Source organism: Serratia montpellierensis (assembly GCF_020858655.1).
Taxonomy (GTDB): Bacteria; Pseudomonadota; Gammaproteobacteria; order Enterobacterales; family Enterobacteriaceae; genus Serratia; species Serratia montpellierensis.
Genome location: NZ_VOSN01000013.1, coordinates 461,402 through 473,319 on the forward strand (window position 1 = coordinate 461,402; position 11,918 = coordinate 473,319).

10 protein-coding genes and 1 pseudogene are annotated in these 11,918 nt (G+C 58.6%); 5 read left to right on the forward strand and 6 right to left on the reverse strand.

The genetic code is table 11. The features are described 5' to 3' along the window. A pseudogene (locus FUU19_RS13955) lies at positions 1-201 on the reverse strand (bifunctional 4-hydroxy-2-oxoglutarate aldolase/2-dehydro-3-deoxy-phosphogluconate aldolase); the annotation flags it as partial. Positions 202-355: 154 nt separating this feature from the next. Next, complete coding sequence (zwf, locus tag FUU19_RS13960) at positions 356-1,831, reverse strand: glucose-6-phosphate dehydrogenase (protein WP_019452799.1); 1,476 nt, start codon at positions 1,829-1,831, stop codon at positions 356-358. A 448-nt stretch (positions 1,832-2,279) separates the two neighbouring features. Between zwf and FUU19_RS13965 the strand changes: the two genes are divergently transcribed. The 3 genes from FUU19_RS13965 to FUU19_RS13975 all read left to right on the forward strand — a co-directional run bounded on the left by FUU19_RS13965 (position 2,280) and on the right by FUU19_RS13975 (position 5,755). Beyond that, positions 2,280-3,152 carry a MurR/RpiR family transcriptional regulator gene (locus FUU19_RS13965; RefSeq protein WP_038877144.1) on the forward strand — a complete coding sequence of 291 codons (873 nt, stop codon included), beginning with the start codon at positions 2,280-2,282 and terminating at the stop codon, positions 3,150-3,152. 190 nt (positions 3,153-3,342) lie between these two features. Further along, complete coding sequence (gene pyk / locus FUU19_RS13970; RefSeq protein WP_230507146.1) at positions 3,343-4,788, forward strand: pyruvate kinase; 1,446 nt, start codon at positions 3,343-3,345, stop codon at positions 4,786-4,788. Positions 4,789-4,873: 85 nt separating this feature from the next. Further along, on the forward strand, positions 4,874-5,755 hold the full coding sequence (locus tag FUU19_RS13975; RefSeq protein WP_230490895.1) for a leucine-rich repeat domain-containing protein: 882 nt from the start codon (positions 4,874-4,876) through the stop codon (positions 5,753-5,755). Between the two features lie 49 nt (positions 5,756-5,804). Here FUU19_RS13975 and lpxM read toward each other — a convergent pair whose 3' ends face one another. The 3 genes from lpxM to znuA all read right to left on the reverse strand — a co-directional run bounded on the left by lpxM (position 5,805) and on the right by znuA (position 9,212). Then, on the reverse strand, positions 5,805-6,773 hold the full coding sequence (gene lpxM / locus FUU19_RS13980) for a lauroyl-Kdo(2)-lipid IV(A) myristoyltransferase (RefSeq protein WP_015378127.1): 969 nt from the start codon (positions 6,771-6,773) through the stop codon (positions 5,805-5,807). A 150-nt stretch (positions 6,774-6,923) separates the two neighbouring features. Further along, the gene (mepM, locus tag FUU19_RS13985; protein ID WP_230490894.1) at positions 6,924-8,246 is read right to left on the reverse strand and encodes a murein DD-endopeptidase MepM; all 1,323 of its coding nucleotides are present in this window, start codon (positions 8,244-8,246) and stop codon (positions 6,924-6,926) included. A gap of 21 nt (positions 8,247-8,267) precedes the next feature. Next, positions 8,268-9,212 (reverse strand): zinc ABC transporter substrate-binding protein ZnuA, encoded by a 945-nt coding sequence (gene znuA, locus FUU19_RS13990; protein ID WP_141972919.1) that lies wholly within the window; start codon positions 9,210-9,212, stop codon positions 8,268-8,270. Positions 9,213-9,290: 78 nt separating this feature from the next. Between znuA and znuC the strand changes: the two genes are divergently transcribed. Both znuC and znuB read left to right on the forward strand, forming a co-directional pair. Further along, entirely contained in the window at positions 9,291-10,049 is a 759-nt protein-coding gene (znuC, locus tag FUU19_RS13995; protein ID WP_230490893.1) for a zinc ABC transporter ATP-binding protein ZnuC, read from the forward strand. Then, complete coding sequence (gene znuB, locus FUU19_RS14000; RefSeq protein ID WP_141968368.1) at positions 10,046-10,831, forward strand: zinc ABC transporter permease subunit ZnuB; 786 nt, start codon at positions 10,046-10,048, stop codon at positions 10,829-10,831. Before znuC ends, znuB begins: the two co-directional genes overlap by 4 nt. Positions 10,832-10,897: 66 nt before the next feature. On the opposite strand, the gene ruvB is transcribed toward znuB, so the two are convergent. Further along, complete coding sequence (ruvB, locus tag FUU19_RS14005) at positions 10,898-11,902, reverse strand: Holliday junction branch migration DNA helicase RuvB (RefSeq protein WP_025303125.1); 1,005 nt, start codon at positions 11,900-11,902, stop codon at positions 10,898-10,900. Positions 11,903-11,918: the final 16 nt, after the last annotated feature.

Here is an 11,918-nt window from a genome sequence, read left to right on the forward strand (position 1 = left end):
GGCCTCCGGCACCTCTTTGGCAATAGCGCGGATAGCCTCCAGCCCGCAGGCGGTGCGCAGCGTCACCTCCAATACCCGCACGCCGCCGGCAACCAGCGCTTTCGCCAGCGGCACCGCCTGCTCCAGCTTGTTGATCACGATAACCGGCACCACCGGTCCCGCCGTCAAGATCTGCTCGGCGCTGGTTTTCCAGTTTTTCATCGTTATTTCTCCATTACTCGCGGTTAACAATGGCACGCCCCTGCCACAGGGCTCCGCACAAATGCGCGGACGTCCGGCCGTACCGTAAGTGATGTGGCCCACGCGCAGATCGCAGGCAAAAAAAAGCCGGCAGACAGGCTGCCGGCATTGCGCATTACTCGAACTCGTTCCAGGAACGGCCGTCGCGGGTGATCATCGCCACCGAGGCCACCGGCCCCCAGGTGCCCGCCTGATAAGGCTTAGGCGCCTCGTTGTCGGCTTTCCATGCGTCCATGATGGAATCGACCCACTTCCAGGCCTCTTCCACCTCATCGCGGCGCACGAACAGCGCCTGAATGCCGCGCATGGTCTCCAGCAGCAGGCGCTCGTAGGCGTCCGCCACGTGCTCCTGGTTGAAGGTTTCCGAGAAGCTCAGGTCCAGCTTGGTGGTCTGCAGACGGTGCTTGTGATCCAGCCCCGGCACCTTGTTCAGTACCTGAATTTCGATGCCTTCGTCCGGCTGCAGGCGGATGGTCAGCTTGTTCTGCGGCAGCTGCTGGTAAGAATCGCTGAACAGGTTAAGCGGCGGGTTTTTGAAGTACACCACCACTTCCGAACATTTGGTCGGCAGGCGTTTACCGGTACGCAGATAGAACGGCACCCCGGCCCACTGCCAGTTGTCGATATCCACGCGGATGGAGACGAAGGTTTCGGTGCTGCTGCTCTTGTTCGCCCCTTCCTCTTCCAGATAACCCGGCACTTTCTTGCCCTGGACGAAACCGGCGGTGTACTGACCGCGCACGGTGGTTTCCCGTACATTGGTCTGATCGATACGGCGCAGCGAGCGCAGTACCTTCACCTTTTCGTCGCGGATACGGTCGGTGGTCAGATCCGCCGGCGGCGACATGGCGATCATGGTCAGGATCTGCAGCAGGTGGTTCTGGATCATGTCGCGCATCTGGCCGGCCTGGTCGAAGTAACCCCAGCGCCCTTCGATGCCCACCTCTTCCGCCACGGTGATCTGCACCGAATCGATGGTGCGGTTATCCCAGTTGGAGGCGAACAGCGAGTTGGCGAAACGCAGCGCCAACAGGTTCAGCACCGTCTCTTTGCCGAGATAGTGGTCGATACGGTAAACCTGGGATTCGTTGAAGTACTCCGCCACCTGATCGTTGATCACGCGAGAGGACGCCAGATCGGTGCCCAACGGTTTTTCCATTACCACGCGCGCCGGCTCATGATTCAGCTTGGCTTCGCCCAACCCTTTGCAGATGGCGCCGAAGGTGCTTGGCGGCATGGCGAAGTAGTTGATGGTGGTGCGGTGTTTCTGATCCAGCATTTTACCCAGTTTGGTAAAGTTCTTGCTGTCGTTGACGTCCAGATTGCAGAAGTCCAGGCGTGCGCTCAGCGTGGCCCAGAGTTCGTCATCCAGTTTTTCTTTCATGAAGGTGCCAAGCGCTTCCTTGACCACTTCGGTATAGGCTTTTTTATCCCACTCCGCGCGGCCGACGCCGATGATCCGCGTATCCGGGTGGATGTGTCCGGCTTTCTCTAACTGGTACAGGGAAGGCAGCAGCTTACGGCGCGCCAAATCACCTTTCGCGCCGAAAATAACCAGGTCACACGCCTGGGCTGTAGAGGTTACCGCCATGTTCATCTCCTCGTTGCAGGATATTTGTAATTTTCTTACATTACTAATGTACTCTGTTTGACTACGGCCAGCAAACCCGGTGCAGAAGCAGGAAAAAAGACCTCAAGATTCCAGCGGTAGCGCCAATGCGCGCCAGAGCCCGCACAGGCGGGCAAAACTGTAATTTTTCGTCTTTTTTGACGCTCTGTTACCATTATGAAAGTTAGACACAGGTCATATTCTGGTGAAAAAAGCCTGCATACGCCCTGTCGAGACTGCCAACGGTTACCAGCACGTAGTATATTTTCACTAAACCGGCATTGATTTCTCCTTTGTTTGAAATCGACATACCCTATCGATTCCAGGTTACAGCCGCTCGTTTGGCGTCTGCGTGCGCGGCGAACACGGGCGAAATTCGGCGCTGTTGCTTGAAAGCCACAGGGATAAAACCATGAGTGACTCTCGTTATATGAATACGCTGGACAAAATCCAGAGCCATCTGGAACTCCTGAGCAAATCTGAAAGGAAAGTCGCCGAGGTGATCCTGGCCTCCCCACAGACCGCCATTCACTCCAGCATTGCCACGCTGGCGCGCATGGCCGACGTCAGCGAACCTACCGTCAACCGTTTTTGCCGACGCCTTGACACCAAAGGCTTTCCCGATTTCAAACTGCACCTCGCCCAAAGCCTGGCTAACGGCACGCCCTACGTAAACCGTAACGTTGAGGAAGACGACAGCGTCGATTCCTATACCAGCAAGATCTTCGAATCGGTCATGGCCAGCCTGGATACAGTAAAGGCAAATTTGGATATTGCCGCAATCAATCGTGCGGTTGACCTGCTCACCCAGGCAAAAAAGATCTCTTTCTTCGGCCTGGGCGCCTCCGCAGCGGTGGCGCACGACGCGATGAACAAATTTTTCCGCTTCAATATCCCGGTGGTCTACTTCGATGACATCGTCATGCAACGCATGAGTTGCATGAACTCCGGCGAAGGCGACGTGGTGGTATTGATCTCACACACCGGCCGCACCAAGAATCTGGTGGAGATGGCTCACCTGGCGCGAGAAAACGACGCCACGGTATTGGCTATCACCTCACGTGACACCCCGCTCGCTCAGGCGGCGACCCTTCCTTTGCTGCTCGATGTGCCCGAAGACACCGACGTTTACATGCCGATGGTGTCGCGGATCGCGCAATTAACGCTCATTGACGTGCTCGCCACCGGATTTACCTTGCGCAGAGGGGCTAAATTCAGAGATAACTTGAAGCGGGTCAAAGAAGCGCTCAAAGAATCGCGCTTTGATAAAGGGGTGGTCATTCCCAACAGTTTTGACTCGTGACCTGACGAAGAAAAAATCGCCGTTCAACAGACATTTGAATGACGGCATCAGAGGCTGTACCCTGTTAACATGCTCATGCGGGTAACCCGGGTGAAATATCAGTGTTGTAAAATTACATTTCACGCCTGGTTTCGTTATCCGACGTTTATCGCAACACCAATATTTGCTTCACCAGTCAACGGAGTAATACATGTCCAGACGGCTCAGAAGAACCAAAATCGTTACCACCCTGGGTCCGGCTACAGACCGCGACAATAATCTGGAAAAGATCATTGCCGCCGGCGCCAACGTAGTTCGGCTTAACTTCTCCCACGGCAGCCCGGAAGACCACCAGGCTCGCGCTGACAAAGTGCGTGAAATCGCCGCTAAACTGGGACGTCACGTCGCTATCCTCGGCGATCTGCAAGGGCCGAAAATCCGCGTATCCACCTTCAAGGAAGGCAAAATCTTCCTCAACGTGGGCGATAAATTCCTGCTGGACGCCAACCTGTCAAAAGGCGAAGGCGATAAAGAAAAAGTCGGTATCGACTATAAAGGCCTGCCTGCCGACGTGGTGCCGGGCGATGTCCTGCTGCTCGACGACGGCCGCGTTCAGCTGAAAGTGCTCGAAGTTCAGGGCATGAAAGTGTTTACCGAAGTCACCGTTGGCGGCCCGCTGTCCAACAACAAAGGCATCAACAAACTCGGCGGCGGCCTGTCGGCCGAAGCGCTGACCGAAAAAGACAAGGCAGACATCGTCACCGCCGCCAAGATCGGCGTCGACTACCTGGCGGTCTCCTTCCCGCGTACCGGTGAAGACTTGAACTACGCTCGCCGCCTGGCGCGCGACGCGGGCTGCAACGCCAAGATCGTGTCCAAGGTTGAGCGCGCCGAAGCGGTCTGCAGCGACGAAGCGATGGACGACATCATTCTGGCTTCCGACGTGGTGATGGTCGCCCGTGGCGATCTGGGCGTCGAAATCGGCGATCCGGAACTGGTCGGCATTCAGAAGAAACTGATCCGCCGTGCCCGTACCCTGAACCGTGCGGTGATCACCGCGACCCAGATGATGGAGTCGATGATCACCAACCCGATGCCAACCCGCGCCGAAGTCATGGACGTGGCCAACGCCGTGCTGGACGGTACCGATGCCGTGATGCTGTCGGCAGAAACCGCTGCCGGCCAATACCCGGCGGAAACCGTGGCGGCGATGGCGCGCGTTTGTTTGGGCGCAGAGAAGATCCCGAGCATCAATGTTTCCAAACACCGTCTGGACGTGCAGTTCGACAACATCGAAGAGGCGATCGCCATGTCTTCGATGTTGTATGCGGCCAACCACCTGAAAGGCGTCACCGCGCTGATCGCCATGACCGAATCTGGCCGCACCGCGCTGATGATGTCGCGTATCAGCTCCGGCCTGCCGATATTCGCCATGTCGCGTCATGAGCATACGCTGAACCTGACTGCGCTGTATCGCGGCGTGACGCCGGTGTATTTCGATAGCCACAAAGACGGCGTGATCGCCGCCAATGAAGCCGTCAATCGCCTGCGCGACAAAGGTTTCCTGGTCTCCGGTGATCTGGTGATCGTCACCCAGGGCGACGTGATGGAAACCGTCGGTACCACCAATACCAGCCGTATCCTGCGCGTCGAGTAATTCACGCCGCAGACGAAATGCCGGCCGGCTCACGTTGGCCGGCATTTTTTTTGCGCTGACATCGCCATAAACGACGGAGAACGCCATGCTCCACCAACACAACCCCGCAGCGAGCGCTGATGAGCTCGATCTCGACGGCCGTAGCCTGACGCAGCTCGACGAATCGCAGCTTGCCGGCCACGCGCTGCGCAAGGTCAGCCTGTACGACAATCAGCTGACGGCCTTCCCCACCCCGATCTTCCGGCACCAGAATCTGCAGGTGCTGAATATCTCCTGCAATCAGCTCGACCGTCTGCCGCCGGAGATTGGTCAGTTGCAACAGCTCGAAATGTTCGACTTTGGCCACAATCGCGCAAGCGAACTCCCCGAGGAACTGGGGCAACTGCATCGATTGAAATACCTCTATCTGAGCGATAACGGCTTTAGCGATCTGCCGCGCTCGCTGGCGCAGCTGCAGCAGCTCATCTATCTCAATGCGACCGACAACCGCCTGGCCGTTTTGCCACAGGCGATACCGAGGCTTGCGGCATTGCAGGAGCTGCGTTTATACAACAATCGCATCGGCAGCCTGCCCGCCGAAATTGGGCAACTGCGCGCGCTGCGCGAACTGCATATCATGAAAAATGCCCTGACCACACTGCCGGCGGAAATGGCTCAGCTCGGTGAGCTGGAGATACTCGATGCGGCTAACAATGCCATCGCTGCGCTGCCGCAGGCCTTCTGTCGGCTGCCGCGGTTGAGCGAGCTGAACCTGCGTTTCAATCAGCTGACGCGCCTGCCGGAAAATATCGGTGAACTGACGGCGCTGAGAAGTCTGGATCTGCGCGCCAACCGCCTGAGCGACCTGCCGGAAAGCCTCGGCGAACTGAGCCGGCTGCGCAAGCTGGATCTGCGCTGGAATGATTTCACCCACACGCCTAAAGTCATCGACATCCTGCGGGCTCGCGGCTGTATGGTGCACATCTGAAGTGACGCCGGCCGGGTTGTAGCCCGATCGGCGTTAGCGTTAGGAAGGATTAACGATACAAATCGTCGCGCGAGTAGGGTTCAATCTCCCCTTCTTTGCGCGTCTTGAGCAGTTTGAGGATCCAGGTGTACTGCTCCGGGTTCGGGCCCACCAGATTTTCCACCTCTTCATTCATGCGGCGCGCAATCCGTGGGTCATCGGCTTCGGCCAGATCGTCCATCGGCTCGCGAATATAAATATCCAGCATGCTGGTTTTGCCGTCGTACACAGGAAACAAAGGCACGATCGCCGCACGGCAAACCTTCATCAGCCGCCCCACCGCCGGCAGCGTCGCCTTGTAGGTCGCGAAGAAATCGACGAACTCGCTGTGCTCCGCGCCGTGGTCCTGATCGGGCAAGTAGTAGCCCCAATACCCCTGCCGCACCGAACTGATAAACGGTTTGATGCCGTCGTTGCGCGCGTGCATGCGGCCGCCGAATTTACGACGCACGGCATTCCACAGGTAGTCGATCAGCTGATTACGCTGATTGTGGAACATCGCCGCCATCGGTTGGCCGCGCGCAGCCATCAGCATCGCCGGCACATCCACCGCCCAGCCGTGGGGCACCAGGAAAATCACGTTGCGCCCTTCCGCCCGGATCTTGTCCAGCACCTCTTCCCCGTGCCAACGCACGCGCTTGAGCACTTTTTCCGGCTTGGTGCAGGCCAGTTCCGCCATCAGCACCATCGACTGCGGCGCGCAGGCAAACATCTGGTCAATAATGTGTTCGCGTTCGCTTTCAGGCAGCTCCGGCAAGCAATACAGCAGGTTGATGCGGGCACGACGGCGCGCGCCCTTCGCCAGCTTGCCGGCGAGTTTGCCGACCGCACCCAGCACCGGGTCGCGCAGGCGCGCGGGCACCAGCGAAATGCCGGCCATCAGACCGGTTCCCAACCACACGCCCCAGTAGCGCGGATATAAAAAGGCTTTTTGAAACTGCGGGATGAACTCTACGTTCGATTTCTTCTCGTTTTGCATGCACATGCTCTTCGCTTAGCGATTCGGCTAATCATAATTGCCATCACCGATTTTGCAATTAACAACCGCGAACCGCCCAGATAAAACAGCATCGGCCCGCAATCAGGCCGATGAAATTAACGGCGCCGGAGCGCCGGAAAAAGGGGGTCGTTAATCCAACTGCAGCTGAGGAACCACTTCCTTCACCTGTGCCAGATAATCGCTGCGGTCTTTGCCGCCCAGCCCTTCGGAACGCGGCAGTTTGGCCGTCAGCGGGTTCACCGCCTGTTGGCCGGTCCACAGTTCAAAGTGCAGGTGTGGCCCGGTGGAACGGCCGGTGTTCCCGGAGAGCGCAATGCGATCGCCGCGTTTCACCTTCTGGCCTGGTTTCACCAGCAGTTTTTTCAGGTGCATATAGCGCGTGGTGTACTGACGACCGTGGCGGATCGCCACATAGTTGCCCGCTGCGCCGCTGCGTTTGGCGATCACCACCTCACCGTCGCCGACCGCCAGCACCGGCGTGCCGACCGGCATGGCGAAATCGACGCCCTTATGCGGCGCCACGCGGCCGGTCACCGGGTTCACGCGGCGCGGGTTGAAGTTGGAGGAGATGCGGAACTGTTTCATGGTCGGGAAACGCATGAAGCCGCGCGCCAGGCCAGAGCCCTGGCGATCGTAGAATTTGCCGTCTTCGGCGCGGATCGCATAGTAATCTTTGCCGCCGGTGCGCAGACGCACGCCCAACAGCTGGCTTTGCGATTTCTTACCGTCGAAATGCTCGCGCGACATCAGCACGGAGAACTGGTCGCCTTTGCGCAGCTTGCGGAAATCGAGCTGCCACTGCAGGGCTTTGATCACCGAGTTGATTTCGTTACGGCTCAGCCCGGCGTCGCCGGCGCTGCTGACGAAGCTGCCGTTGACCCGGCCGCTGATCACGTTGTTGCGCCATTCGCCCTGCTGCGCCTCTTTCGACTCTTTGAAGATATTGCCGACGCGGTCATAGGTGCGGGTTTCGCGGCGGGAAACTTCCCAGGTCAACTGCTGCAGATCGCCTGCATCATTGACGGTCCACGACAGCTGTTGGCCGATCTTCAGATTACGCAGATCGCGGTTTTGCGAAGCCAGCAAGGTGACATCCGACATATCGATGCCATATTGCGTCAAAATGCTGCCGAGGGTGTCGCCGGTGGAAACCACATATTCATGCACGCCATCGTCGCCGGCATCTTTTTGATCCAGCTCATCCTGCGGGATTTCGTCATCGGGGGTGGGTTGGTCGGCATCTATCGGCTCACTGGCTTCGGGGAGCAATGACCGCATCTGGCTGGATTCTAACTCGACGCTCTTGGCAATGGGATTGTGTTCTGGGTGGTAAACAAAAGGCCGCCAAACAGCGACGGCCAATGTGACGACTGTCAGCGACCCCAGCATGACGCGGTGGGGCCGTGGCAGGTTGTTATACGCCAGAGCGATAGTTCGGACTATCTGCTGCACTCGATATTATCCTCATAAGCTTTACTTCAGGCAGCTCACGTACTGGTTTGACAGCTGATTCAGGAATTTCCCGTAGCTGTCCTTCCCCAGCGCGATGCCGATGCCCAGCGGGTCCAGCGTTCCAGAACGCACTTTGGTACCCTTGGCGACGGCATTGATTACGGCCGGCCTGAATTGTGGCTCAGCAAAAACGCATACCGCTTTCTGCTCAACCAACTGTGTTCGAATTTGGTGTAGGCGCTGTGCTCCAGGCTGAATTTCGGGATTGACGGTGAAATGGCCCAGCGGACTCAAACCGTAGTGTTTCTCAAAGTAGCCGTAAGCATCATGAAAAACAAAATAACCCTTACCTTGCACAGGCGTAAGCATGTTACCAACATTTTTGTCAGTTTGCGTCAGCAGATTCTCGAACTGGCGCAGGTTTGCGTCTAATTTGTCCTTATTTTGCGGCATAAGTTCCAACAATCTGTCGTGAATCGCGATCGCGGTCACTTTTGCTATCTCCGGCGACAGCCAAACGTGCATATTGTACTCGCCGTGATGATGCCCATGATCGTCATCGGCATGGTTATGCGCTTCGCCTGCATGATCATGATCGTCGTCATCTTCGCCTTTCATCAGCAACGGCTTCACCGCCGGCAGTTCGCTGATAGCCAGCTTGCGGGTTGCCGAGATAGGCACCAGCGCCTTGTTCAGGAACGCCTCCATGTCCGGCCCGACCCATAGCACCAGGTCCGCAGAGCGCAAACGCTGGATATCGGAAGGACGCAGCGCAAAATCGTGCGGTGAAGCGCCGTCCGGCAGCAACACCTCGGTCGGCGTCACGCCGTCGGCGATGGCCGATGCGATAAAGCCTAACGGACGAATCGAGGTCACCACCGCAGCGGAAGCGCTGCTCAGCGGACCGGCCATCAACAGTGCGCTGGCCAGCAGCGTGCGCTGCAGCCATTTATTTTTCTTTGCCATCATCAGTAATCCCATCGTTTTCATCAACAAGGCGTGATATTATAACATTCGCTTCGTTCTGCAACCTGTAATCTCGAGATGTCTACACTGATAACGCTAAAAAATATCTCCGTCGCCTTCGGCAGCCGCAAGGTGCTGTCGAACATTTCCCTCAGCCTGCAACCCGGCCGTATTCTCACGCTGCTGGGCCCGAACGGCGCGGGCAAGTCTACGCTGGTGCGCGTGGTGCTGGGATTGGTCAAACCGAACGCCGGCACGCTGGAGCGTGAGCCCGATCTGCGCATCGGCTACGTGCCGCAAAAGCTGCACCTCGACGCCACCCTGCCGCTGACCGTCAGCCGCTTTATGCGTCTCAAGCCCGGCGTAAAGAAAGCCGACATTCTGCCGGCGCTCAAGCGCGTGCACGCCGCCCACCTGCTCGACCAGCCGATGCAAAAGCTCTCCGGCGGTGAAAACCAACGCGTGCTGCTGGCGCGAGCACTGCTGAACAAACCGCAGCTGCTGGTGCTGGACGAACCCACGCAAGGGGTGGACGTCAACGGCCAGCTGGCGCTGTACGATCTGATCGATCAGCTGCGTAAAGAGCTGGGCTGCGCCGTGCTGATGGTCTCGCACGATCTGCATCTGGTGATGGCGAAAACCGACGAGGTCTTGTGCCTCAATCAGCACATCTGCTGCTCCGGCGCGCCGGAGGTGGTGTCGATGCATCCCGAATTCATCGCCATGTTCGGCAACCGCGGCGCAGAGCAACTGGCGGTGTATCGCCACCACCACAACCACCGCCACGATCTGCAGGGAAGAATTGTCTTGAAGAAAACCGGGAGCCGCGAAGCATGATTGAACTGTTACTTCCCGGCTGGCTGGCCGGCGTGTTGCTGGCTAGCGCCGCCGGGCCGCTGGGTTCCTTCGTGGTCTGGCGCCGCATGTCCTACTTTGGTGATACCTTGGCGCACGCCTCGCTGCTCGGCGTCGCCTTTGGTCTGCTGCTCGACATCAACCCCTTCTATGCGGTGATCGCCATTACGCTGCTGCTGGCTCTGGCCCTGGTTTGGCTGGAACGTCGCCCGCAGCTTTCGGTGGATACCCTGCTCGGCATTCTGGCGCATAGCGCCCTGTCGCTGGGACTGGTGGTGGTGGCGCTGATGTCTAACGTGCGGGTCGATCTGATGGCCTACCTGTTCGGCGATCTGCTGTCGGTTACGCTGAGCGATATCCTGATGATTGCCGGCGGCGTCGCCGTGGTGCTGTTAGTGCTGTGGTGGCAGTGGCGCGATCTGCTGTCGATGACCATCAGCCCGGAGCTGGCGCACGTCGACGGCGTTAATCTGGTGCGCGCACGCACCGTGTTGATGCTGGTCACCGCCTTGACCATCGGTCTGGCGATGAAATTCGTCGGCGCGCTGATCATCACCTCACTGCTGATCATTCCGGCAGCCACCGCTCGGCGCTTCGCGCGCACACCGGAGCAGATGGCGGGCGTCGCGGTGCTGATCGGCATGGTGGCCGTCACCGGCGGCCTGACCTTCTCGGCGTTTTACGATACGCCGGCCGGCCCTTCGGTGGTGCTGAGCGCCGCCGTGCTGTTCACGCTGAGCCTGTTCAAAAAACAGCAGGCTTGATTAAAGCCAGCAGCAGAATATGACAAGGGCCGCGAATGCGGCCCTTTTTTATGATGGGTGGAAAACTTATGCTTCGCGTTCGAGACCGAAATGCCGGTAGGCATGCTGCGTCGCCAGGCGGCCGCGCGGCGTGCGCTGGATAAAGCCCTGCTGGATCAGGAACGGTTCAATCACGTCTTCGATGGTTTCACGCTCTTCGCCGATCGCCGCCGCCAGGTTGTCCAACCCGACCGGGCCGCCGGTAAACTTGTCGATGATCGCCAGCAGCAGCTTGCGATCCATATAGTCGAAGCCTTCGGCATCGACGTTGAGCATATCGAGTGCCTGCGCCGCCACTGCGCCGCTGATCACGCCGTTGGCGCGCACTTCGGCGAAGTCACGCACCCGGCGCAGCAGGCGGTTGGCGATACGCGGCGTACCGCGCGCGCGGCGGGCCACCTCATGGGCGCCCTCGTCGGACAGCTCCAACCCAAGGCACCCGGCGCTGCGTGAGACGATATGCTGCAGATCCGCCACCTGATAAAACTCCAGCCGCTGGACTATGCCGAAACGATCGCGCAGCGGCGAGGTCAGCGAACCGGCGCGGGTGGTCGCGCCCACCAACGTGAACGGCGGCAGATCGAGCTTAATCGAACGCGCCGCCGGCCCTTCGCCGATCATGATATCCAGCTGGTAGTCTTCCATCGCCGGATACAGCACTTCTTCTACCACCGGTGACAAACGGTGGATTTCGTCGATGAATAACACGTCGTGCGGTTCGAGGTTGGTCAGCATCGCCGCCAAATCGCCCGCCTTCTCCAGCACCGGGCCGGAAGTGGTGCGCAGATTCACGCCCATTTCGTTGGCCACGATGTTGGCCAGGGTGGTTTTCCCCAGGCCCGGCGGGCCGAAGATCAGCAGGTGGTCGAGCGCATCACCGCGCTGCTTGGCCGCCTGGATGAAGATCTCCATCTGCTCGCGTACGTGCGGCTGACCCACGTATTCAGTCAACAGCTTGGGACGAATGGCACGATCGAGGACTTCTTCCTCGTTGATCGGTTCGGCGGAGATCAGGCGATCGGCTTCAATCATTATCTACCTCTTAGCG

Coding starts and splice junctions, on each gene's coding strand:
- zwf (WP_019452799.1), bottom strand. CDS start 1,831: ATGGCGGTAACCTCTACAGCCCAGGCGTGTGACCTGGTTATTTTCGGC.
- FUU19_RS13965 (WP_038877144.1), top strand. CDS start 2,280: ATGAATACGCTGGACAAAATCCAGAGCCATCTGGAACTCCTGAGCAAA.
- pyk (WP_230507146.1), top strand. CDS start 3,343: ATGTCCAGACGGCTCAGAAGAACCAAAATCGTTACCACCCTGGGTCCG.
- FUU19_RS13975 (WP_230490895.1), top strand. CDS start 4,874: ATGCTCCACCAACACAACCCCGCAGCGAGCGCTGATGAGCTCGATCTC.
- lpxM (WP_015378127.1), bottom strand. CDS start 6,773: ATGCAAAACGAGAAGAAATCGAACGTAGAGTTCATCCCGCAGTTTCAA.
- znuA (WP_141972919.1), bottom strand. CDS start 9,212: ATGGCAAAGAAAAATAAATGGCTGCAGCGCACGCTGCTGGCCAGCGCA.
- znuC (WP_230490893.1), top strand. CDS start 9,291: ATGTCTACACTGATAACGCTAAAAAATATCTCCGTCGCCTTCGGCAGC.
- znuB (WP_141968368.1), top strand. CDS start 10,046: ATGATTGAACTGTTACTTCCCGGCTGGCTGGCCGGCGTGTTGCTGGCT.
- ruvB (WP_025303125.1), bottom strand. CDS start 11,902: ATGATTGAAGCCGATCGCCTGATCTCCGCCGAACCGATCAACGAGGAA.